Origin of the sequence: Halonotius roseus, from assembly GCF_006861655.1 — an archaeon.
In the GTDB taxonomy this organism is placed as follows: Archaea; Halobacteriota; Halobacteria; order Halobacteriales; family Haloferacaceae; genus Halonotius; species Halonotius roseus.
The window spans coordinates 184,508-207,385 of the sequence record NZ_SESI01000003.1; the positions used below are offsets into that span (position 1 = coordinate 184,508).

General features: G+C 62.8%; 27 protein-coding genes and 1 pseudogene. 20 read left to right on the top strand and 8 right to left on the bottom strand.

Annotation, left to right across the window (positions count from 1 at the left end):
- Position 1: 1 nt before the first annotated feature.
- The 4 genes from EWF95_RS10980 to EWF95_RS10995 form a co-directional block, all read right to left on the bottom strand.
- A complete protein-coding gene (locus EWF95_RS10980) occupies positions 2-1,471 on the bottom strand; it encodes a hybrid sensor histidine kinase/response regulator (protein ID WP_142444120.1) in 1,470 nt (489 codons plus the stop codon).
- Positions 1,472-1,571: 100 nt separating this feature from the next.
- On the bottom strand, positions 1,572-2,729 hold the full coding sequence (locus EWF95_RS10985) for an MFS transporter (protein ID WP_142444121.1): 1,158 nt from the start codon (positions 2,727-2,729) through the stop codon (positions 1,572-1,574).
- Positions 2,730-2,823: 94 nt separating this feature from the next.
- On the bottom strand, positions 2,824-3,165 hold the full coding sequence (locus tag EWF95_RS10990; RefSeq protein ID WP_142444122.1) for a type II toxin-antitoxin system PemK/MazF family toxin: 342 nt from the start codon (positions 3,163-3,165) through the stop codon (positions 2,824-2,826).
- A complete protein-coding gene (locus EWF95_RS10995) occupies positions 3,162-3,518 on the bottom strand; it encodes a MarR family transcriptional regulator (protein ID WP_142444123.1) in 357 nt (118 codons plus the stop codon). The genes EWF95_RS10990 and EWF95_RS10995 overlap by 4 nt, the downstream gene beginning before the upstream one ends.
- Before the next feature lie 121 nt (positions 3,519-3,639).
- On the opposite strand from EWF95_RS10995, the gene EWF95_RS11000 reads away from it, so the two are divergent.
- Positions 3,640-5,361, top strand: coding sequence for a glutamate--tRNA ligase (locus tag EWF95_RS11000; RefSeq protein WP_142444124.1), 1,722 nt, complete (start codon positions 3,640-3,642; stop codon positions 5,359-5,361).
- 8 nt (positions 5,362-5,369) lie between these two features.
- Here EWF95_RS11000 and EWF95_RS11005 read toward each other — a convergent pair whose 3' ends face one another.
- The gene (locus EWF95_RS11005; protein ID WP_142444125.1) at positions 5,370-5,630 is read right to left on the bottom strand and encodes a MarR family transcriptional regulator; all 261 of its coding nucleotides are present in this window, start codon (positions 5,628-5,630) and stop codon (positions 5,370-5,372) included.
- Positions 5,631-5,765: 135 nt separating this feature from the next.
- On the opposite strand from EWF95_RS11005, the gene EWF95_RS11010 reads away from it, so the two are divergent.
- A complete protein-coding gene (locus EWF95_RS11010) occupies positions 5,766-6,329 on the top strand; it encodes a thioredoxin family protein (RefSeq protein ID WP_142444126.1) in 564 nt (187 codons plus the stop codon).
- Positions 6,330-6,345: 16 nt separating this feature from the next.
- On the opposite strand, the gene EWF95_RS11015 is transcribed toward EWF95_RS11010, so the two are convergent.
- Positions 6,346-6,789 carry an RNA-binding protein gene (locus tag EWF95_RS11015; RefSeq protein WP_142444127.1) on the bottom strand — a complete coding sequence of 148 codons (444 nt, stop codon included), beginning with the start codon at positions 6,787-6,789 and terminating at the stop codon, positions 6,346-6,348.
- A gap of 125 nt (positions 6,790-6,914) precedes the next feature.
- Here EWF95_RS11015 and EWF95_RS11020 point away from each other — a divergent pair, with 125 nt between their 5' ends.
- The 10 genes and pseudogenes from EWF95_RS11020 (at position 6,915) to EWF95_RS11065 (ending at position 14,935) form a co-directional block, all read left to right on the top strand.
- Complete coding sequence (locus EWF95_RS11020) at positions 6,915-7,595, top strand: nucleotidyltransferase domain-containing protein (RefSeq protein ID WP_246055702.1); 681 nt, start codon at positions 6,915-6,917, stop codon at positions 7,593-7,595.
- A complete protein-coding gene (locus EWF95_RS11025; protein ID WP_142444128.1) occupies positions 7,588-8,103 on the top strand; it encodes a DNA-binding protein in 516 nt (171 codons plus the stop codon). The genes EWF95_RS11020 and EWF95_RS11025 overlap by 8 nt, the downstream gene beginning before the upstream one ends.
- 79 nt (positions 8,104-8,182) lie before the next feature.
- A complete protein-coding gene (locus EWF95_RS11030) occupies positions 8,183-9,073 on the top strand; it encodes an NOP5/NOP56 family protein (RefSeq protein WP_142444129.1) in 891 nt (296 codons plus the stop codon).
- Positions 9,070-9,699, top strand: a complete 630-nt coding sequence (locus EWF95_RS11035; protein WP_142444130.1) for a fibrillarin-like rRNA/tRNA 2'-O-methyltransferase — start codon at positions 9,070-9,072, stop codon at positions 9,697-9,699. The genes EWF95_RS11030 and EWF95_RS11035 overlap by 4 nt, the downstream gene beginning before the upstream one ends.
- A 67-nt stretch (positions 9,700-9,766) precedes the next feature.
- A pseudogene (locus tag EWF95_RS11040) lies at positions 9,767-10,675 on the top strand (phosphate/phosphite/phosphonate ABC transporter substrate-binding protein); the annotation flags it as partial.
- A 246-nt stretch (positions 10,676-10,921) separates the two neighbouring features.
- Entirely contained in the window at positions 10,922-11,626 is a 705-nt protein-coding gene (locus EWF95_RS11045) for a phosphonate ABC transporter ATP-binding protein (protein ID WP_142444132.1), read from the top strand.
- Entirely contained in the window at positions 11,619-12,491 is an 873-nt protein-coding gene (gene phnE, locus EWF95_RS11050) for a phosphonate ABC transporter, permease protein PhnE (protein ID WP_142444133.1), read from the top strand. The genes EWF95_RS11045 and phnE overlap by 8 nt, the downstream gene beginning before the upstream one ends.
- 160 nt (positions 12,492-12,651) lie before the next feature.
- Positions 12,652-13,725 carry a glutamate--cysteine ligase gene (locus tag EWF95_RS11055; protein WP_142444134.1) on the top strand — a complete coding sequence of 358 codons (1,074 nt, stop codon included), beginning with the start codon at positions 12,652-12,654 and terminating at the stop codon, positions 13,723-13,725.
- 60 nt (positions 13,726-13,785) lie between these two features.
- Complete coding sequence (locus tag EWF95_RS11060; RefSeq protein ID WP_394348586.1) at positions 13,786-14,427, top strand: helix-turn-helix domain-containing protein; 642 nt, start codon at positions 13,786-13,788, stop codon at positions 14,425-14,427.
- A gap of 22 nt (positions 14,428-14,449) precedes the next feature.
- Positions 14,450-14,935 carry a phosphopantetheine adenylyltransferase gene (locus tag EWF95_RS11065; RefSeq protein WP_142444135.1) on the top strand — a complete coding sequence of 162 codons (486 nt, stop codon included), beginning with the start codon at positions 14,450-14,452 and terminating at the stop codon, positions 14,933-14,935.
- 8 nt (positions 14,936-14,943) lie between these two features.
- Here EWF95_RS11065 and EWF95_RS11070 read toward each other — a convergent pair whose 3' ends face one another.
- Entirely contained in the window at positions 14,944-15,252 is a 309-nt protein-coding gene (locus tag EWF95_RS11070; protein WP_142444136.1) for a transcription initiation factor IIB family protein, read from the bottom strand.
- A gap of 58 nt (positions 15,253-15,310) precedes the next feature.
- On the opposite strand from EWF95_RS11070, the gene EWF95_RS11075 reads away from it, so the two are divergent.
- From EWF95_RS11075 to EWF95_RS11105, 7 genes are all read left to right on the top strand, one after another.
- Positions 15,311-16,036, top strand: a complete 726-nt coding sequence (locus tag EWF95_RS11075; protein ID WP_142444137.1) for a nucleoside phosphorylase — start codon at positions 15,311-15,313, stop codon at positions 16,034-16,036.
- Positions 16,037-16,122: 86 nt separating this feature from the next.
- The gene (locus tag EWF95_RS11080; protein ID WP_142444138.1) at positions 16,123-16,593 is read left to right on the top strand and encodes a hypothetical protein; all 471 of its coding nucleotides are present in this window, start codon (positions 16,123-16,125) and stop codon (positions 16,591-16,593) included.
- Positions 16,594-16,740: 147 nt separating this feature from the next.
- Complete coding sequence (locus tag EWF95_RS11085; RefSeq protein WP_142444139.1) at positions 16,741-17,232, top strand: hypothetical protein; 492 nt, start codon at positions 16,741-16,743, stop codon at positions 17,230-17,232.
- A gap of 84 nt (positions 17,233-17,316) precedes the next feature.
- Positions 17,317-17,886 (top strand): hypothetical protein, encoded by a 570-nt coding sequence (locus tag EWF95_RS11090; RefSeq protein ID WP_142444140.1) that lies wholly within the window; start codon positions 17,317-17,319, stop codon positions 17,884-17,886.
- Between the two features lie 71 nt (positions 17,887-17,957).
- Positions 17,958-18,893: a hypothetical protein gene (locus EWF95_RS11095; RefSeq protein WP_142444141.1), complete on the top strand. Its 936-nt coding sequence runs from the start codon at positions 17,958-17,960 to the stop codon at positions 18,891-18,893.
- Positions 18,893-20,206 carry a hypothetical protein gene (locus EWF95_RS11100; RefSeq protein WP_142444142.1) on the top strand — a complete coding sequence of 438 codons (1,314 nt, stop codon included), beginning with the start codon at positions 18,893-18,895 and terminating at the stop codon, positions 20,204-20,206. The genes EWF95_RS11095 and EWF95_RS11100 overlap by 1 nt, the downstream gene beginning before the upstream one ends.
- Before the next feature lie 163 nt (positions 20,207-20,369).
- On the top strand, positions 20,370-21,152 hold the full coding sequence (locus EWF95_RS11105) for a hypothetical protein (RefSeq protein WP_142444143.1): 783 nt from the start codon (positions 20,370-20,372) through the stop codon (positions 21,150-21,152).
- On the opposite strand, the gene EWF95_RS11110 is transcribed toward EWF95_RS11105, so the two are convergent.
- Positions 21,149-21,910, bottom strand: coding sequence for a hypothetical protein (locus tag EWF95_RS11110; RefSeq protein ID WP_142444144.1), 762 nt, complete (start codon positions 21,908-21,910; stop codon positions 21,149-21,151). The two genes, EWF95_RS11105 and EWF95_RS11110, sit on opposite strands and share 4 nt — an antisense overlap.
- Before the next feature lie 204 nt (positions 21,911-22,114).
- Between EWF95_RS11110 and EWF95_RS11115 the strand changes: the two genes are divergently transcribed.
- Positions 22,115-22,828: an HD domain-containing protein gene (locus EWF95_RS11115; RefSeq protein WP_142444145.1), complete on the top strand. Its 714-nt coding sequence runs from the start codon at positions 22,115-22,117 to the stop codon at positions 22,826-22,828.
- Positions 22,829-22,878 lie beyond the last annotated feature (50 nt).

Consider the following 22,878-nt stretch of genomic DNA (forward strand, 5'->3'; position numbering starts at 1 on the left):
TCTATTCGAGTGTCTGATCCTGTGACGTGAGCGCAACGCCGGTGATCTCGAAGCGCGCGCCACCATCGGTGCCATCGGTCGCGCGGATCTCCCAGCCATGGGCTTCGACGATCCGCTCGATGATCGCCAGCCCGAAGCCGGTGCCCTGTTTATTCGTCGTGAATCCGGTTTCGAAGATCTGTTCTTGTTTGTCCTCGGGGATCGGCTCGCCGTCGTTTTCGACGTAGAACCCCGCGTTGTCGTCGAGGATACCAACAGTGATCGTCACATCGTCGCCGCCGTGCTCGATAGCATTTCGGAACAGATTTTCAAACACCTGACCCAACCGGATCTTGTCGGCTTCGATGCGGACGTTCGTCTCCGCTTGCAGTGTGGCGGCCCCGTGGTCGATGTTGCTCCAACTCGACTGGATGATGTTGTCGAGGACGACCGAGTTCATGTCGGTCACCTCCTGGCCTTCTCGGGCAAGGACGAGGATCTCGCTGATCAGCGTCTCCATCCGGTCGAGCGCGTTGGCGACCGTTTCGAGGTGGTCGCTGTCGGCCTCGTTGCGCGCCATCTCAAGATAGCCGTCGGCGACACTCAGCGGGTTTCGGAGGTCATGGGAGACGATCGAGGCGAAGCGTTCGAGCCGCTCGTTTTTCGCGCCGAGTTCAAGCTCCCGTTGCTTGCGCTCGGTGATATCGTGTGTGAAGCCGGCGATCCGAACCACGGTGTCGTCCTCAACGATCGGTTCGGCGTGGGATTCGACCCACTTCCAGTCGTCGCCCGACTCAATCCGGTACTCAATATCCTGGGTGTACCCCGCAGAACACCGTTCCATCGCTTGCGTGAGGTCGTCAACATCGTCGGGATGGGTCGCCTGAAGGAACGATTCGGGATTCTCAGACAGGTTTTCGACCGACTGCCCGAACATCGTCTCATACCGGGAGTTGATATACTCCAGTTCCGACCAGTCAGCCGAGAAGATCCACAGAACATCGTTGGTGTTCTCGGCGAGTTCGTGGAGTTGCTGTTCGGTGCGGGCGGCGACGGCCTCGGCACGTCGCCGGTCGACATGAGTGGTGATCTTGTTGGCCAACAGCGTGTACTGTTCTTTGATCCGCTGTTTGATCACATAATCGGAGACGCCGGCGGAGATCGCCTCGCTGGCGATGGATTCACTGCCGGTATCGGTAAACAGAATGAACGGGATATCCGGATCGACAGCCCGGGCCTCCTCAAGCACCTCCAACCCCGTCATCTCCGGCATCATGTAGTCGCTGATGACACAGTCGACGCCGCTGTCGGCGACGATAGCCGCAACCTCGTCGGGGTCGGTCGTCCACTCGACGGTAAAGCGGTCGGTTTCCGCCGTGAGGTTGTCGGTCACCATCCGGGCGAAATCTGGTTCGTCGTCGACATGGAGAATATGGATGTTCTCGGACGGGGTACTCGATGAGAGATCAGTCATGCTATCGAAGTTGCTCACTGCGAACGGCGGTGTTGCAACTGGATTGAACGACAGGGTACAAATCTCTAGTGGATTTACTCGGTGGAAACACAGAGAAGGAACCTTGCTCAGTTGACATCTACGCCGGCAACCGGCCGGCGCGTTCGAGTCCGCCGAGTACAACGACCGTCGCAACAAGCACGAGTGCCGCGGCGGTGAACACTGTCTCGTAGGCGAATCCGACTTCAATCAACTCACCGACAACCGAGGAGCCACCCGATTGGGACAGCATCCAGACGGAGCTGAAAACGGCGTACGCGCTCCCGCGAGCCGAGTCCGGCAGCGCGGTCAGAATGTAGGCGTCGGTCGCCGGGAACAGCGCGTGGATGACAAAGCCGATCAGCGCGGAGCTGATCGCTAAGGCGACGAGCCCGTCGAAGGCGACGACCAACAGCAGACAGCCGGCGAAGGAGGCGACGATGCCGAGCAACAGCGGCACCGACGGGAGGTCGTCGGCCAACTCGCCGGCGACGAAGAAGGCGGGGACGCCCGCGGCGAAGACGATCGTCAGCATCGTCGAGGCCTCGTTCGGCGAGAGCCCGCGAGACTGCATGTAGAGCTCGTAAAAGTTGAACACGCCCTGCCAGACGAAGACGGCGACGCCGGCTAAGGCGAGGGCGGCGAGGATGATCCGCCACTCCGAGCGCGCGCCGGCCAGCAGCGACCGGTCGGCCGCCCCCGCCGCGGGCATCTCTGTCCGCCGGGCGACAACCACGGTGGCGACGGTGACGACGGCGGTGCCGACGGCGATCGCCCACAGCGAGAGCCGCCAGTCGACCCACAGCGAGACGGCGACCAGCGGCGCGGCCGCGACAGCCGCCACCTGGTTGGCCGCGCCGTGGATCCCCATCACGCGGCCGACGCGATCCGGAAACAGCTCGCTCAACAACGGGTTCGCCGCGACGAAGTAGACGCCGGATGCGGTGCCCATGAAGAACGCACCGATCATCAGTTGGCGGACGGTCACCGCCGCGCCGGCAGCGGCGGCCGACAGCGCGAGGATCGTCCCCGAGACGATGACGAGGTAGTGGCGTGGGACTTTGGTGAGCAGCCAGCCCGCCGGCAGTCGGAGTGACGCGCTGCCGACCCACGCGAGCGTGACGATGAGGCCGGCGGTCGCCTCGCCGATGCCAAACTCGGCGATGAACACGTCCAGCAGCGGCGCGAAGATGATCCTGGCGAGGTTGAGGAAGAAGACGAGCCCACACAGCGAGCCAAAGAGGCGTCGGCGACTCACAGCTAGGCTTTGCTCGTGAGGGTTTCAAGCGTTCCGAACTCCGGATTCGTCATCGCAGCGACCAGTCGGAATTTCGACGCAGAGATAGCTGCTGTCAGCCTTCAGTCGGCGGTTCGAGATATGTCTCTACCGCGGCAACAACGCGCTGGACGAACGATTCGGTGAGTCGGCCCTGTCGGCGGACGAGTGCGGCGTGTTTCGGCGAGGCCACTGTCCACGGTGAGGCGTAGCTCTGTCGCGGCATTCCGCCCTCAACCCAGTCGGCGTCGTCGATTGAAATACCCGCATCGTGTGCTGTCGTCGTCAACGTGACCGTCATATACTCCTCGTCGCAAAACGGGTGGCGGTCGTTGTTCAGGATGAGCCACGGTCGAGGGTTTTCGACTGACTTGAATGGATCTGGGCCCCAGACAACATCGCCACGCCGGTAGCTCATCCAAGATCCTCCTCGACAGCGTGTTCCAACCACTCGTCCATCTTCTCGGGCCCGAAACGGTCGTTCGCGGTTTGCGTACTCTGGGCGAAGCTGGTGTAGGCCGCCACATCGTCGGCCTCACCCAGTGCCCAGTAGGTGCCCCGGTGTCGAACGAGCCCACGATCTTCGAGCCGCGAGAGCACGACACTGATACTCCCGGTTTTGACTCCAGTCGCCTCGCGAATCTCACTTTGCGTGAACGCTTTGTCGGGATGGACAGCGAGAAATTCCATGACACGGTCAGCGTTGGTCTCGCCGTCGTGCTGGAGGCGGTCATCGGGTGCTGATTCGAACGTCTCGATGTCGATTGGCATATGTATTTCTTTGTCGTTTTGTGTATTAGCTGTATTGGATGCGTGGTAGCTGTTCGCGGATCGCCACAGCCCGCCGTTCGATCCACGCCGCTTTTGACGAGTCACGCGAAACCAACGCTCAATGGATGACGAACTCCGCGAGCGCGTGAAACAGGAAGCCGAGAAACACGCCCTGTTCAACGCACTCAAACACGACAGCGATCCCGACGTGGGCGCGATCATGGGTCCGCTCATGGGCGAGAATCCCGATTTCCGGCCCCACGGCGACGAGATCCCGGGCGTCGTCGGCCAGGTCGTCGGCAAGATCGGCCAACTCGACCGCGAGGCCCGCCGCGAACGGCTCGCCGAACTCGATCCCGATCTTGTCGACGAACTCGACGCCGACGACGAGGGCGACGAGCACACGCTGCCCGACCTGCCGAACGTCGACGACTACGAGCCGATCCGCTTGCGCGCCGCGCCGAACCCCAACGGCCCGTGGCATCTCGGCCACGCCCGCATGCCCGCGGTCATCGGCACCTACTGCGACCGCTACGACGGCGAGTTCGTCGTCAGATTCGACGACACCGACCCCGAGACCAAGCGACCGGATCTCTCCGCCTACGACGCGATCCTCGACGATATCGCCTATCTCGGGTTCGAGCCCGACGAGGTGCTGCGGGCCTCCGACCGCGTCGAGACCTACTACGAGTACGCCCGCGAGCTGATCGAGATGGGTGGGGCCTACACCTGCGATCTGCCGGCCGAGGAGTTCTCGGAGCTCAAACGCGAAGGGACGCCCTCGCCGAACCGCGACAAAGACGTTGACACCGTCGCCGAGGAGTTCGAAGCCATGGTTGACGGCGAGTACAGCGCGGGCGAGATGGTGCTCCGCGTGAAAACCGATATCGAACACAAAAATCCCGCGCTGCGTGACTGGGTCGCCTTCCGCATGATCGACACGCCGCATCCACGCGAGGAGGCCGACGAGTACCGCTGCTGGCCGATGCTCGATTTCCAGTCCGGCATCGACGACCACCTGACCGGCATCACCCATATCATCCGCGGCATCGACCTCCAGGACTCCGCCAAGCGGCAGCAGTTCGTCTACGACTACTTCGACTGGGAGTACCCCGAAGTGCTCCACTGGGGCCACGTCCAGATCGATGCCTACGATATCGACATCTCGACCTCAACAATCAAGGAACTCATCGACGCCGGCGAGCTTGACGGTTGGGACGATCCACGCGCGCCCACCCTCCAATCGATCCGTCGCCGCGGCATCCGCGGGGAGGCGGTCGTCGAATCGATGATCGGCCTCGGCATGTCGACCTCGGATGTCGATCTCGCCATGTCGTCGATCTACGCCAACAACCGCGATCTCGTCGACGAGGATGCCAACCGCTACTTCTGCGTCCGCGACGGCCAACAGGTGCCAGTTGTCGGCGACGAGAAACCCACTGCCGGCAGCCCGCCGCTACATCCGAACCACGAGGATCGCGGCCGCCGGGAGATCCCCGTCGACGACGCGGTACTCATCGAACCGGACGACCTACCGAGCGACGGCGAGCGAATCTGGCTGAAAGGTTACGGTTGCGTCCGGTACGACAACGGCGAGTTCGTCGTCACCGGCGACGATATCGACGCTGTCCGGGAAGGGGGCGTCGACGTGATCCACTGGGTACCGGCCGACGATACCGTCTCGGTCACGATGCGAACGCCTGACGGCGACGTGACGGGCGAAGCCGAACCGGCCTTTGTCGACACCGCGGTCGACGAGATGATCCAGTTCGAACGGATCGGCTTCGTTCGTGTCGACGCCCACGCTCCCGACCGATCGGTTGTCTACTACGCTCACGACTGAGGCGGCGACTACAGCGTCAGCGTGTAGAGCTGCTTTCTGGCATCCCGGAAGGACACGCGGGAGTCGACAGCATCGACATCCTCCAGTCGGCTCACAGCCTGCCGAACCGTTCGCGTCGAGAGCAGTGTCGCCTCGGCAAGCTCGGTCTGGGTGAGTTGCTCGTGGCGATCCAGCTCCTTGGCGACGAGCTTCGCGCTCGGCGGCAACTCGCGGACGGGCTCCCAGCGATCAGACGATTCCTGTGTGCTCGCAGCGATAGTGGCACTCATCGGTAGTTGTCGGTAGTCGATTCTCTGTGATAATACTTTCTACATAGAATATAACTTATGAGCATAACGGCTGCGGAGCCACGACCTGACGCCAGTGCCGAAACGGATTTGCTCGTGGCACCCTCAGTTGCCGATATGACGCTCAAGGAGTCTGACTCCGAACTAGATCGTGGCGACACCGCCCCCGATTTCGAGCTTCGTGGCACCGACGGCGAACACTACAGCCCAGCCGATTTCGCCGACAACGACGCCCTCCTCATCGTCTTCACCTGTAACCACTGTCCGTACGCCCAAGCGAAATTCGACCACCTCAACGAACTCAGCGACGCGTTCGACGACGCCGCAGTCGTCGGCATCAACCCCAACGCGAACACGGAGTACCCCGATGACTCCTATGAGAACATGGTCGAACTCGTCGCCGACGAGACGATCGATTATGATGCCTACCTCTACGACGAAACCCAGAACGTCGCCCGTGAGTACGGCGCGGTCTGTACGCCCGACCCCTTCCTCTTCCGCCGCGTCGACGACGAGTGGGTGTTGGCGTATCACGGTCGGCTGGATGATGCGCTCGATCCCGACTCGGAGCCGACCGAGTTCTACGTCGAGGAGGCCATCGAGTCGATTCTCGCCGGCGAGGAGATCGAGCATCCGGATCGACCCTCCCGCGGCTGTTCGATCAAGTGGCGGGAAGAATAACTACGCGGCGTCGTCGTTACTCATCAGCGTCGCCGCCAGCCAGCTCGATCGCTTCGCGGGCGTTCGCCACTGCTTTCTCGTGTTTGGCTGGATAGGCTTCAACTTTCGCGCGCAGGGTGATCCCCTCGCCCAACCGAACGAGGCCGTTGAACGCGGCCTGTTTGTCGAGCCGGAGGAAAAACGAGCAGTTGTCGTCGACGCGGTCGTCGAGTTCCTCAAGCACACGGTCGATGGCGTCGAGTTCGGCCAACCGATCGAGGACGACCCGCATCCCGTCGGCACTCTCGACGCGCGCCGAGAGGACGACGATCCGGTCGCCGTGGTGGCCCGTGTTCGTGACGCGATCGATCTCGAACTCTTCGGCCAGAAAGTGCCGCAGGGCGTCCTCGACCCGCTTTTCATCCTCGGTCGCATAACAAAACGTCCGCAGATCGATATAGTGAAACGGGACTCGGGGCATGGCGGCCCTTCGAGAGCGGCCCGAAAAAGGGCACTCATCCGGCGCGAGGAACAACTTTGTTCGAGCAAAAGAGGGATCCAGTAGTCCACAACAGTTATTGTCTCGTTAAACGTTACATGTAATGTATGGCGAGACAAATGCAGAGTGGTGATCGATCTGATCAAGCGACGATTGGATTACCGATTCCACCCCCAGAACCCGACCTCTTCCGACATGGTGCCACGACAGACGTGCTCAGGGTGCTCGTCGATAATCCATACAAGCAGTTCACGGTTCGTGAACTCGGGCGACTCACCGACAACGCCGCACAGTCAGTCAAGCGGGCTGTCGATGTCTTGGAACCGAACGGGCTCATTGTAGCGACGCCCGAGGGAAATCGCCGACTCATCAGTATCAACCGTACCAGAGTATCGATTCCTGATGATCCGATCCTCCGAATCCCACAACCGGAGTTTCAGCAGCCCGTCCGGACGGCAATCAAGCAACTGCAGGCCGAAATCGAATCGACCGCCGGTATGCTCCTGTTCGGCAGCGTCGCTCACGGGGACGCCGACCGACAAAGCGACATCGACCTGTGGATGCTTGCGACGGAGCGCGGCGTCCAACACACGGCGAACGAGATTGCGAAAGAACTTGGACAACAGCAGTTCGATGGCGACCGATACGAGTTCCAGATTCTCGTTGAAACACCCGACTCAGCCCGGTCGCAAGCCGACCGTCTCAGAGACATCTTTACTGACGCCATCACGCTCGTCGAGAACGAGGAACTCACATCATTGAAACAGGAGGTGTTGAACAGTGGCTGATGAACCGACGCGGCTCACGGAAGCCCTCGCACGGACGGAAGACGCATTTGACGGGCAGTTCGGTCGTCCCGAGTACGAAGATGGACTCGATCCGGATAGCCACAGTCCTGCCGTACTCCAACTCCGAAAGGCATGCCGCCTGCTTGACGCCTGTCGGCTCCTTCGTGAACACGATGGCTATCATACGAGCGTCATCGAGATGTCGTTTGCAGCCATCGAGCGAACGCTTGAGTTCTACGCGCTGACAGGCTCAAACGACACGATTGATGACTTCCGTGAGGGCCATACTCGTGCGTATGATCGGGCCGCCGATCTCAACGTAATCACTGATTCGACAGCACGTCGGCTGAAACAACTCTATCGCAACAACCGGGCGGCCGCGTACTATCGCACGACAGTCGCGGCTGCACAGCAGGCGACAGCCCTGTTCGAACTGGCAGTCGAGCTCCACGAATATGTCCAGCACTTCGCGCAAGCCACCCACGAATGTCACTGCGACCGACAGTAGATCCGCGCGGCTAGCTGCGTTGTGGCTCTCCCGCCGCAATACCGGGCTAAATATACGAATCCCTGCGTTCGTATGAGATATGACTCCCAACGCCGCTGATTCAGGGTGGTTTGAATCAGTTGACAGCGGTGATCTCGCCGGCGCGGCCGACGCTATCAGGCGGGGCTCCGCCGACGCTCCAGCGGATTGGCCTGCGCAAGCCGTCGAAGCGGGCGTCGCCGCCGACACCGATGATTACTACGCCCAACTCAGAACAGCCACCATCGACGCCGCCCGCGAGGCTGTCGCCGAACGCGAAGGAGCCGACGACCAGCAACTCCTCCATGCCGTCCGCGCGATGGACGACGCCACCCGAACGGCCAACGAACTCGCCGAACGCTGCACCGAGTGGGCGAACACCCAGTTCGACGACGTTGCCAGCGGCATCGACGGTGCGCGCGAAATCGCTACCTGCGAACCGGACGACCCAGTCCAAGAGCGGGTCGTCGCGCTAGCGACCCGTATCGACAACCTCGCAACCGAGGCCGACGAGCTACGGGGGTTCATCGAACGCTTGGCCCCGGAGGTCGCACCCAACCTCGCGGAGATGGCCGGCCCTGTGCTCGCGGCGCGGCTCATCTCGCTGGCCGGCGGCCTCGACTCGCTGGCGAAGAAACCCAGCGGCACCGTCCAGGTACTCGGCGCGGAGGACGCGCTGTTCGCTCATCTGGCCGGCCGCGGCTCCTCGCCGAAACACGGGATCATCTACACCCACCCCTACGTCAACGGCACTCGCCCGGAAGATCGCGGCTCGGCGGCCCGCGCGCTGGCCGGCAAGCTGACGATCGCCGCCCGCATCGACCACTACAGCGGCGACTTCCGGCCGGGGATCCACGACGAACTCGACGACCGGATGGCGACGATCCGCGCGCGAGCGGACGATGGCGACGGTGGAGGCAACGTCGACGGCGACACGGAGGAAGAACAATGACCAACCTCCCAGACGGCATCCAGCGACGTGAGTTCGACGGTCGACAGCGGCTGGCGACGCGCGGCCAGCCGGTTTACGGCGAACCGACCGACGGCGAGTGGCGGTGTTGGGACGCCGGCCGGTCGAAGCTCGGTGCGATGCTCGAAGCCGGGATGGAGATCGACCTTGTCGGCGGTGAGGGTGTTCTCTATCTCGGTGCGGCCAGCGGGACGACCGTCAGCCACGTCGCCGACTTCGCGGGGCCGACCTACGCCGTCGAGTTCGCGCCGCGCCCGATGGGCGACCTCCTTGACGTGGCCGAGGCTCGCAACAACCTCTTTCCGCTGCTGAAAGATGCCCGCAAGCCCGATACCTACAGCCACATCGTCGAGAGCGACCTCGACGTGCTCGTCCAGGATGTCGCCACCCGCGGGCAGGCGCGCGTCGCCGTCGACAACGCCCGCTTCCTCACCGACGACGGCCAGCTACTGCTGGCGATCAAGGCCCGCAGCGAGGATGTGACCGCCGACCCCGAGACCGTCTTTGATTCAGTTTGTGACGAATTGACCGAGGCCTACGAGATCATCGACCGCCAGCGGCTCGCTTCCCATGACGACCACCTCGGCGTCGTCGCCCGCAAACGATAGTCGTCGCCTTATCGAGAGCCACGTGCTGATTCGAGGGTGTTATCCCTGAGTAATCGGTACGCCGGATATGGACAGACGGACGTTCCTCGGAGCAGTTGGGAGCACAGGCGCGGTCGCAGTTGCGGGCTGCACTGGCGACAGCGGGAGCAACGACACCCCCGAAACGGTCGGCGAGTGGGCCGGCGACGGCACCATCGAGTTCGGGCTGCCGCCGTTCCAAGATGCCGAACAGCTCAACGAACAGTACGCGCCCGTTTTCGAGTGGCTCGCCGACGGCTTCGACGGCGTCGATACTGTCGAGGGCGTCCAAACGACGAGCTACAGCGCGACCGTCGAGAGCGTCGTCAACGGCCACACCGAGATGGCGAACCTCTCGCCGATCATCTCGGTGTTGGCCCGCGAGGACGGCGTCAACCCGCTGGTGATCAACTGGTCACACGGCGCGGAGAGCTACCATTCCTACATCGCTACCCACGCGGATTCGGATATCGAGAGCCTCGAAGATATCGCGGGGTCGACGATTTCGATGGTCGACCCGCTGTCGTCAAGCGGCGGGCTCTTCCCGCGGTATATGCTCGCACAGGCCGGCCTCGACGCCGGCACCGTGAACGCACAGCCCGACGATTTCGAAATCCAGTGGGCTGGCACCCACCCTGCCTCGCTGGCGGCCTTGGAGAACGGCCACGTCGACGCGGCGGCCTACGGTGATTTCCAGCATCCAGACGACGACAACATCGTCAAAGTCGCCGAAAGCAACCCGATCCCGTTCGACCCGCTCGTCGCCAAACCCGACACCCCTGATGCGATCCAGCAGGCCCTGATCGAGCGACTCATCAACACGCCGGAGTCGGCGCTCGAAGACCACCGGATCGACCGCTTCGGCGAGATCGCCGAGGGCACCTACGACCCCGTTCGCGGCGTCGCCGAGGAGATGGGCGTCGAGATCGACACGCTCGAACCAGAATCCGAATCGGACTCGGAAACCAACGAGTCGACCACGAACGAGTCGGCGACCAACGAGACGACGATGAACGGGTCGACGACAAACGAGACAACGATGAACGGATCGGAGACCAACGAGTCGACCATGAACGGATCGGAGACCAACGAGTCGACCATGAACGGATCGGAGACCAACGAGTCGACCATGAACGGATCGACCAACACCAACGAAAGCGGTGCCTAACCACGCCTCACACGGTTGGCACCCAGCTCCCACACCATGCTCGAAATCGAGAGCCTGACCCGACGCTACGGGGACGAACTCGCAGTCGACGGGCTCTCAACGCGGCTGGCACGTGGCGAGCTAACTGTTCTCATCGGCCGCTCCGGCGCGGGCAAAACAACGTTGTTGCGGTGTCTCGACCGATTGGAGTCGCCAGATGCGGGAACGATCAGCGTCGACGACGCGTCGCTTGCGGCGACCGACGCCGCCCTCGTCTTTCAGTCGGGCGCGCTCGTCGACGGCAAATCAGCCCTCGAAAACGTCCTTGACGGCGCGCTCGACCGCGAACCCGCCTGGCGCGAGCTGGTCGGCTGGCACTCGGCGAGTGAGAAGCGCGTCGCGGTCGAACGCCTCCACGACGTGGGGCTGGCAGGCTACGCCGATCGCCCGGTCGAAGCCCTCTCGGGCGGCCAACAGCAGCGCGTCGGCATCGCCCGCGCGCTCCACCAGCGACCCGACGTGCTGTTGGCCGACGAACCCGTCGCGTCGCTGGATCCCGAAACCGGGCGATCGGTGTTGGCGGTGTTGTCGCGGGCCGTCCGCGAACACGACCTGATCGGCCTCGTGAGCCTCCACCAGCCGGGGTTGGCGACGAGCGTCGCCGATCACTATCTCGGTATGGAACACGGAGGGTTGGTGCTCGATCGGCCGGCAGCCGATGTCGACAGCGGGGATATCGAGGAGGTGTACGCCGATGGGTAGCCACGAGCAGGGCGATACGGAGTCCCCCAGCGTCGACCGCGAGTTCCGTCGCCACCAGCACCGGTGGCGACGCCGGTTTGCCATCCGAATCGCCGCCGTCATCGCCCTCGCGGTCGGCGTCGGCGTCACCGCCCGCTGGCTCGGCTTCGATCTCGCGTATCTCTACGCCCACCGCGAGAACCTGTGGTCGGTGCTGATCGAGGAGATGGTCGCGCCCCGGGCGTTGTGGGCCCAGCTCCAGGGTGATGCAGGGCTGTTGGTGTCGGCGGCGGCCGAGACGCTCGCTATCGCCGCCGTCGGCACCGCAGTCGGCCTGCCGGCCGCGCTCCTGTTGGGGACGCTCGCAGCGAGCAACGTGACGCCGCGGCCGGTGCATACCTCGGTTCGCCTCCTGCTCGGCGGGGTGCGAGCCGTCCCGAGTATGGTGTACGCGCTGTTGTTCGTCATCCTTGCCGGCCTCGGCCCGGTCGCCGGCGCGTTGGCGATCGCCGTCGGAACGGTCGGTGATCTGGGGCGGCTGTTCGCCGACGAGATGGAGGAGATCGACGAGCGGCCGGTCGAAGCCGTCGCCTCGACCGGCGCGGGCGCGACCGCGACGACCGCCGCCGCCCGGCTGCCGCAGGTGACGACCGCCTACATCGCGTGGACGCTGTTCTATCTGGAGATCAACGCCCGGAAGAGCTCCGTGCTCGGGATCGTCGGCGCGGGCGGGCTCGGCTTCCCGCTGATCATGGCATTTCGGGCGCGCAACTACACCCGCGTGATGGCCGTTATCGTCGTGGTGCTCGTGTTGATCGTCGGTGTCGAAACCGCGGCCAACCGGCTTCGCGGGCGGCTCAAATCAGACCGGCGGGTCGATCGATAGTCCCCTAAGCTGGGTGGTCGACCCGTAGTCCCACAGGTTGGGTGGTCGACCGATGGTTCCGCAAGCTGGTGTCGAGCGGGGTCGACCGTGCGATCACAGCCACTCGCCCATCCCGCCGGGTTCAGGAGGTATTTACGAATCCGTTTCCTACGGCGGCCTAATGGAGACAGGCTCGGGCGACGTATTCAACCGATCCGGAACGATCGGCATCGAAGAGGAGTTCTTTATCGTCAACGACGCGGGCCGACCCGTCTCAGGGATTCAGGAGCTGATCTACGACAGCGAGCCGCCGGCGATCCTACAGGATCGACTCGATCACGAGCTCTTCCAGTGTACCATCGAAACGCAGACGCCGATCATCGAGGAGCCAGGCGAGGCCGAATCGACGCTGCTGGCGATCCGGGAGGCCCTCACCGAGCACGCCGAAGCCCACGGCTTTCAGATCGCCGCTGCCGGGCTACATCCGGCCGCCAAGTGGCAAGAGCTCGATCACGCGACAAAGCCGCGCTATCAGGCGCAACTCGACCGGATCCAGTACCCACAACACCGCAACACGACTTCGGGCCTACACGTTCACATCGGCGTCGACGACGCTGATAAGGCAGTCTGGATCGCCAACGAACTCCGGTGGTATCTCCCGCCGCTGCTCGCCCTGTCGGCCAATTCGCCGTACTGGAACGGGTTCGACACGGGGTTGGCCTCGGCGCGAGCGAAGATATTCGAGAACCTTCCCAACACTGGTATCCCGACACAGTTTGCAGATTTCGAGGCCTACGACCGGTTCGAACAGCGGATGGTCGATCACGGCGCGATCAACGACCGCGGCGAGCTCTGGTTCGACGTGCGACCCCACACCGGGCTCGGGACGGTCGAGGTGCGCACGCCGGACGCCCAGTCCGATCCCGAGATCGTCCTCGCGTTCGTCGAGTACGTCCACGCGCTCGTCGCGGATCTGGCAGCTCGCTACGAGGACGGCGAAGCACAACCGCAACTCCGCCGGGAGCTGCTCGATGAAAACAAGTGGCAGGCGATCCGACACGGCCACGAGGCGACGTTTATCAGCCGCGACGGCGAGGGAACTATCGATCTCGCCGCGTTTGTCGACCGCGAGTGCGACCGCCTCGGCGTCGACGGCCTCAGATCGGTCTTCGAGCGCGACAGCGGCAGCCAGCGACAGCGACAGCTGATTGACGAGAAGGGGATGGACGCGCTGTGTGACTCCCTGCTCATCTAATCCGTCCGTTTGGATCCGACACAAACGTTTTTGTTGGTTCACAACCAACATATTGTAGCCATGAGCGACGAAACCGAGACGGGCGAGGATGCCGTCGACGACGCGAACACCGAAGAGATGGGCACAGAGATCGATGACGACGGGGGGCCGCGGGCTGAGCTCCAGAAGACCAAACAGCGACTTGAAGCCGAAGCCGACCGAGCAGTCGCGGAGTTCGACGAGGGGATCGTCGACCTGCTGGCGTGGCTGTTGGATACCGAAACCCGGGCGCGGATCTACGTCTATCTCCGCCAACACCCACACAGTACGAGCGACGAGATCGCCGAAGGAACGGGGTTATATCCGAGCACCGTCCGGGAGGCACTGGCCGATCTCCACGAGGATGACGCGGTCGAACGCGCGAAACGCGACAGCGACGGCGCGGGCAACAACCCCTACGAGTACGAGGCGATCGCCCCCAGCAGCCTCGTCCGCGGCGTGGTGGGCGAGGTACAACACGAGCTTAACACCGTCTTCACGCTGGAATCCGACACCTCGGAAGCCGAGACCGACGATGGGCCGGTGACGATCACGATCGACGGCCCAGACGGTGAAGGCGATGACGCCACAGACAGCGATGAAGCCGACGACGATGACGCCGTCGATGTCGACACCGATAGCAGCGACGGCGACAGCGATCCCGACGAGAGAGCAGACGTTTAAGCCTACACGCCCCAGCGAGGGTATGAACGTGGCACTGGGTGGAACATTCGACCCCGTTCACGACGGGCATCACGCCTTGTTCGAGCGGGCGTTCTCGCTGGGCGATGTGACCGTTGGGCTCACCTCGGACGCGCTGGCTCCGAAGACGAGAGCGGTCGATCGGCCGGTTCGGGACTACGAGAAACGGAAGGCAGCCCTCGAAAGCGAACTCGAACCGCTGGCGGCCGCCCACGACCGCGAGTTCGAGATTCGGACGCTCAGTGAGCCAACCGGGATCGCCACCGAACCGACGTTCGACACCATCGTCGTCTCACCGGAAACGGTTGAAGGAGCCGAGCGGATCAACGAGTTGCGCGTCGACGACGGCCTCGACGCGCTCGAAATCGAGGTTGTCGACCACGTGATGGCCGAGGACGGCGAGCGCATCTCCTCAACGCGGATTTTGAACGGCGAGATCGACCGCCACGGAAATCTGACACCGGCAGCAAGCGGTCGACAGCCCGAGTAGCGAGGGAGCTACCAGCTCGGCGCCTGAAACCCAGCGGACTCCAGCAGCGATTTCCACCGCGAGTGGACGCTGAGCCGGGAGACACCCATCGCGTCGGCGACGGCCTGCTGGGAGCGTTCCTCGCCGGCGATAAGCGCGCCGGCATACAGGCTGGCGGCGGCGACCGCCGGCTTCGATCGATCGTCGTCGGGGATATGAGTGAGAAAGAGGTCGCCGGCGGTGGTGCGCGCTTCCTTGTCGATATCGAGCTCCTCGGCCGCCGACGCAATCTGATCGAGCCACGGCTGATTTTCGACCTGCTCGCGCGCGCTGTACATACCGACCCGTTTGGGGGCTACACAACAAAGCTTTGCCCCCCGCTGGGCAACCGTCGGTATGGCGACACAGCCGCATCTGTCGGTCGAACCGGGCGACTGTCATGAGATCGCACTCATCCCCGGCGACCCCGGCCGCGTCGATCGCATCGCCGACCAGTGTACAAACGTCGAACACCTCGCACAGAACCGCGAGTACAAGCTTGTCAACGCCGAATACAAGGACACACCGCTGACGATCTGCTCGACGGGGATCGGCTGTCCCTCCGCCGCCATCGCCATCGAGGAACTCAACGCGGTCGGCGTCGAGACCGTCATCCGCTGTGGGACGACCGGCGCGCTACAGTCCGATATCGAGATCGGTGATATGATCGTGGCGACCGCGGCAGCCAAGGAGGAAGGGACAACCAAACGCTACGAGTCGGCTGTCTACCCCGCCGCACCGGACTACGCGGTTCTCAGCGCGCTTGTTGACGCTGCCGAGGCCAATGATGAGGACGTGCATATCGGCCCGATCGTCTCCGACGACGCCTTTTATGCAGAAACCGAGGACTACGTTGACGACTGGGAGGCCGCAAATCTGCTGGCCGTCGAGATGGAGGCCGCCGCGGTCTTCTCGCTGGCCCGCCGAAAGGGGATGGGGGCCGGGGCGATCTGTACGGTCGATGGTAATCTCGTCGAGGGCACCCAGAAGGGAGCCGATGGCGACGAGGAGCTGCCACCGAAGGCGCGAAACAACGTCGAACGCGCGATCACGATCACACTGGAGGCCGCCGCAGAGCTCTGATCGATCGATCGCGTTCAACCATCACGCTGGCGACTGCCCGCCCGCACAACCGGAGTCCTTAGGCTGTCACGGAGCCAGAAGGTGGTATGACACCGACCCGGCGGCAGTTTGGGGCGACGGCGGCGGTGCTGACGGTCGGTCTGGCCGGCTGTCTCACCGGCGAGCCGGGAACCGGCTTCGACGAAGGCGACGTTGACGAAGAGCCCACGAGCGACGACACCGCAGGCGAACGCGACGAGACGACCCAGCAGTTGGTCAACAATCTCGACGAACGCGGCCTGACCGTCCGGTCGACGACAACGACCCAGGACGCGATTCGGCTGACAGTACAGACGACCGGCGACAGCGACACCAACATCCAGATCGCCGCCGGTGCGTTTGCGACGCTGCTCAACAGTGAGCCGACCGTCGAGCGCGAGCTTCGGGTGCGCGTCGAGGATCGCGGGCTCAGCGAGGAGCGGTTCTGGATCGAGGCCGCGTGGGCCCGGGAGTTCCTCAACGACGAACTCAGTGACAGCGAGTATCTCACGCTGATTGCTGACACACGACGCGAATAGCCAATTTTTGAGAATCGCATGACAGCGGTGACTTCAGGCACCGCCTGAGCCGGAGTCAGGGGGTGCCAGCCGATATTCAGGCACGGCCAGCCAGCCGATCAGGCAGCGTGATACAAAGTGTAAGGGTCACCTACTGGTAAGTACACCATGAGACTAACACGACGCAACACACTCATCGGACTCGGCGCGGTCGCGGCAGGCGCGGGCGTAATCGGCGGCACGGGCGCGTTCACATCTGTGGAAGCAGACCGGTCGATCTCAATCGAATCGACAGATGACAGCAGCGCGAACGTCAATTTCGTTGTTGACAGGATGGACAAACACGACAGTCTAAGCGATCCTGGGGACGATACCGTTGCACTGGACTTTGATGGCCTCAATGTGAACTCGACCACGACCTACGATGACGCGTTATCAATCACTCCCCAAGGAAGCAACGGCCCCTACGACGTGACTGTTTCGTTGGTAGACGGAAACGGCGACAGTATCAGCTGGGTCACCACCACGGTAAACAACGGGACTGGCGTCTCCGGCGGTACACAGGTTGATGTCGATATCGTAATCGATCTCACAGAGAACGATGCAAGTTCGTTCCCAACTGACGCCGTCCTCGAAATCTCGGTTAGCCAGAGCAACTAAGCCGGGAATCCAGTTTTACACTGGATCTTTGCGTATCGGGGCTTCACACAGAAACACACCGCAGCAAACGGAAACTAACACACTATGCAACTCACACGACGAAATACGATTATCGGGCTCGGAACAGTCGCCGCAGGCGCGGGCATCATCAGCGGCAGCGGTGCGTTCGACTCGGTTGAAGCAAACCGATCCTTCGAGGTCAGCGTCACCGGTGACGGCGGGGCACTCCTTGGGCTCAACGCAACCAACGACACGATCGCAGGGGAAGAACCCGGCGGAGCCGGTGGCAACGAGGTAATTTTCTTCGAGATCAACGATAGCGAAACGGGCGGTGACGCCTCGCTTAACGAGGATTCAACAACTCGGTTTAATGATGCATTTTCGATCACAAATAACAACGATCAGACAGTGCTCGTGAGTATTCTTCTCCCTAGCGGGATGGAGGGCGTCTCTTTCACGCTGGCTGACGAACGCGCCCTATATGACCAACCAGGTTCCAGCCCAACCGATTTGGTCGAAGAATCTGTCGAGCTAACTACCGGCGAATCCATCTCGCTTGATCTCCAAATTGACACGACCGAAGATGGCGGCTACGTCGAGCCAGCGGAAGGAGAGCCCTACCAGATCACGATCCGGGCCGTGTCTGTCCAGTAGGCTCAAACCTACAGCCATCGTAGTATCGCCCCGAACGAACATCGAAGAGAAATCACACAGTCATGTCACGTATGAACCGCCGCCGGGCACTCATCTACATCGGGACGCTGGCCTTCGGGGCCAGCGGCTTCGTCGCCAGCGGCGCGTTTAGCACGGGCTCACAGGGGAGTCTCGGGGATAACTGGATTCAGGTCGCAGGAACGGATCAGGCGGTAAGCTTCGAGTCACCACAGCAGGTCGATGGCGGCGACGGCAGCAGCGGCGACGGTGCTGACGGTGGTGCGGGCACCGGCGAGGATGGCACCAACGGCGATGACGGTACCGACGATGGGACGAACGATGGAGGCGAACAGACCGACGACGGTACCAACGACGGTACCGAGGGCGAAACCGACGAGCAGCCACAGGACGAAACCGACGACGGAACTGGCGGTGACGGCGGTGACGATGGGGTCGATGACGGCGGTGACGACGGTGGCGAAACCGTCACCACACGCGTACAGGTCGTCACAGAGCCGAACAACCCCGGCAACGCGGTCAACGGAACCGGCTCGGCATCCTGGAGCGGACAGATTGTCGCCTCGGAGGTCGTCCGCGGCACCAGCGACGGTTTCTTCCGTGGGGTTCGAGCGCGTGACGTGAACCAAAACGCGACCTCGACGATCGGCCGCCTCGACAACGGCTATCCGAACGGCGAGGCTGCGTTCATCATCGCCAACGTCGGCCCAGCCGAGAGCGGCAACCCAACCGGCTCGGTCAGCCTCACAGCGACACTGTTCGCCGACGGTGCGGTACTTGAGACCGACCAGCTACGATTCCCCTACCGCGTTGTCGACACCGGCGGAACAACGGTCGCCCGCGGGGAGAACCTGTTTTCGGCCGGTGGCGTCACGCTGGCTGACGGCCACGTCATCGAGGTTGTGATCGTCGTCGACACGACCGACGGCGACGACGACCTCGAACGGCTCGACACGCTCCAGTTCACCGCAACGGGGGTGGGGAGCTGATGGCACCACGTCGTGGCGGCGGCGGGCTCAGCCGCCGAGCAGCGTTAGCACTCATCGGCGGTGGCGGCCTCCTAGGTATCAGCTCGACGGGCGCGTTCGATCAGGTGCGGGGCCAACGGCCGTTCGATCTCTCGGTCAACGACGACAACGCACTACTCGGCATTGAGATTTTCAGTCCGATCGAGATCAGCAGCTCGCCGGCAACCGTCGATATCCTGGAGCTGCAGAATCGGTTTCCGGACGCCGACCTGACCGAGATCTCAGTTACCACCGACAACAGTCTTCTCTCAGTGGAATCGCTCTCCGGTGTCACGCTACAGCCAGCTGAAACGCGAACGATCAGCGGAACGGTCTCGGCAGCCCAAAGCACCACCCAGGAGGTGACACTAACGATCACCGTCAGCACCGATACCGAACAGATTGAGACGACACGAACGGTCGATGTCGTTGCCGATCTCGCCGCCGGACTACCGGAAGGCTGCCCGGTGTCGCTCAACATCTCCGTCGATGTGGGTGGCTCCCCACGAGATGGCAGCACCGTCAGCGGCGACATCACCAACGAGGATATCGCCGGCGATATCACCGTCGGCGGCGACATCGAGCTCAAAAACAGCCGTGTTGACGGCAACGTGACCGCTGGCGGCGATGTCACGCTCAGCAACAACACCGAGATCAGCGGCTCGGTCACTGCTGGCGGTGACATGTCTGTCAAGAAGGCGACCGTTGGCAACGGACTTGACGCTGGCGGCGATCTTACCGTCGAGACAAACTCTGTGATCGGCGGTGGGGCCATCGCTGGCGGCGACATGAGTATCAAGAAGGCGACGTTTGGCGGCGGGCTCACCGCCGGCGGTGATGTCACCATCGAGACGCAATCGACGATCGGTGGCGCGGTCGAAGCCGGCAGCGACGGCGATGTGACAATCAAGCAAACGACCGTCTGTGGCGCGGTAGATGCCGGCGGCGATGTGAGTGAGATCCTCAACACAAACATCGGCGGCAATGTGACCGCTGGCGGCGATGTCACGCTCAAAAACAAGGCAACTGTCTTCGGGAACGTCATCACGGATCCGGAGGGTGATGTCGATGTCGGAAACAACGCGGTGGTCAAAGGCAAGGTCGATGCAAGCGGTGATGTGACCGTCAACGGAACAGTCGAGGGCGGTGTCTTCGCTGATGGCGAGGTTGACGGCACCGGGACGATCAACGGAAACGATCCGCGCCCATCAAGCGGAGGGAACAACAATAACCAACCAGGCGGAGGGCCACCGGGTGGAGGGCCACCGGGTGGAGGGCCACCAGGCCAACAGTAGGATGATCGATCCTAGTTTCGTCGATATCGGGCACCGCTTGGAATGGGCAATCGAGACGGTGACCCGCAGGACTATTTGCGTCGCCCACTAGTGACACACCGTGGATGGCGGCGTCACGACGGACGACAGATCGCTCATCATCGCTGCTGTGGTGGGCTCATAGATGACTGACGACAGCGACACAGCGTCTCCCAGCGATGCCGCTACAGAACGCCCACTCAGTATCGGTCTCTGGGAGCCCAACGAAACGCCGATCGAATCCGAGCTACAAACCGGGCTCCCCGAGGCCGATCTCACCGTCGTCGGCCGCGATGTGAGCCCGCTGGAGGTACACGCGGTTGATTGTCTGGTCGTTGATTGCTCAGTAGCGACCCCGGAGCCGGCAACGATCTACGAGGAGCTACGCCAGCGGTATCCGGAGAAACCGCTCGTCGTGATCACCACGGGCGGCGACACAGATTTCATCGAGCGCGTCGAGACCGCAGCACACACGGCGCATGTCCCACGAACAGAAACAGGGATTCCGACCGCGCTGGTGTCAGCACGCGGCAAGCGGCTGGCGGCACGATCGTTTGCGACCGGTGAGAGCGAATCCGACGACCCAGCAGAAACCCAGCGATCGATGCCACAACAGCTCGGGCTGTGGGTGCTGTGGGCGATCGCGGTCGCAACCTACGGGATCGGCGACTCGTTGTCGACGATCATCGCGGTCTACTTTGTCGATGGGCTCGGGGAGGGCAACCCGCTCGTCGCGGTGCTGCTTGCGGAGTTCGGGATCCGCGGCCTGTTCGGCCTCAAGATCATCGTTTTCCTCGTCGCCGTCGGCATCAACCTCCAGTCCAAGAAGCGCGGCGATTGGCTCGGCTACTACGGACCGCCGGGCTTTGTCGCGCTGCTCGGGGCCGTGCTGACAGCCTCGAATCTTATCGCCATCGCAACAGCCTAGGTATCACCGTCATCGACGGGTTCCGCACGGAGTGTCCACGTCGTGTTGCCATCGACTGCGAGATAGCCGATCCCGCCGACATCCCGTTGTTGTGGATCAGTTCGGCCGACAAGACTCTGGATCAGCGGTTCGACGACCTCGCCGTTGCTATCAACAAGCGATAGCGAGTAGTCGATATCCTCGTCGCCGACGGAGAGACTAAATTCGATGGCCTGTTGGCTGCCGAAATCGATCGGCCCGATCACCGCATCGAGCCCATCGTTGAACACAATCGGTGGCTCCAGTTCCAGATCGATCTCGTCGGTGTCGTAGGCCGGCACATCGTACACTGTCGCCGTCCAGTCGGCACTCGCCTCCTGAACCGCAAGCTGGTACTCCCCCGGCGGTGGGTTGATCAGATTGCGCCCGGTAAACGGACCGAGCACCTCGATCACGCGGTACTCCTCGTCGCTCGCTGTCGACACCAGCGTCACCAGAAACCGCTCGTCTGAGGCCGCATCGCCGGCGTCAGTGTCGATGATCGTCGGCCCATCACGCACCAACTCGAAGGAATCGGTCGTCGCTTGCCCCGATCCCGAAAGCGAGATCGGCTCGATCTCACCCGAGCCATCGGCGGTCGGATACGGCGGGTAGGGTGCTGTCGGAACCCCCGGCGGCCCAAAGCCGACATCATCGCTCAACAGCACGTAGCCACCGACACCCCCCACGCCGATCGCACCACCAGCCGCAGCCGCCGCAAGATACTGTCTGCGTTCCATACTGGCCGCAGACTCCCCCATCCCCTAAGTTCACTGCTTTGATTCTCAGATCTGAGAGCCGCTGTGGGTGGCTGATCGGCAGCGTCGACACGCGAAACACCAAAATCTGTCACTCTGCGGTCGGAGTGTCGTAACGCCTAAGAGTCAAACGGCCGTTTCTCCCTACAATGAATCAGTTACCACATTGTGACCGGGGGTGGCTCCATGGGTGTTGAGATCAAGGAGTCGCCGGTCAGCGACGACGCCCGCGCGGAGATGGAGCAGTTTGTCTACGATTATCTGGCCGCCAGCGTCGAAACCGAGGATGACGGCGGGCGCATGCGGTGGTATCCGTGGCACAGCGCGGAGTACCGATTTAACCACATTCTCAACGTCGCCGAACTCGCCGAAACGATCGCCGAAGCGGAGGGGGCCGACACCGATATCGTCGTTGTCGCCGCGTTGTTTCACGATGTCGCAAAGCTCGACGCGCCCCAGGATCGACACGCCGAGGAGGGGGCGAACGTCGCCCGCGAGTATCTCGAAAGCCGCGGGGAGTACCCGGCGTCGTTTATCGACGCGGTCTGTCAGGCGGTCGCCAACCACTCCTTTCAGGGGCCGCTCTCGGAGGTGTCGCTGGAATCCCGCTGTCTGATGGAGGCCGACGTGCTCGATAAGGTTGGGGCCAACGGCACCGCACTCATGCTGTTGCGGATGGGGTATGAATCACGTACCCATATGGACGCCGCCCGGATGGTCGACCGCGTGCTCGAACGCGGGAAGGATCACCTCGACCGCGTCGAATCCGATACCGCCGAAAGCATCGGCCACAAGCGACTCAAACGCGTCAAATGGTTCCGCGAGTGGCTGGAAAGCGAGGTCGCCGAGATGACCGCCGAGCGACCCGAGGAGCCGCCGACCGACGTGAGCGAAGACTGACGAGCACCAACGAGCGATCGGCGACAGTCGCCAATCGTGACGGCAGTCCG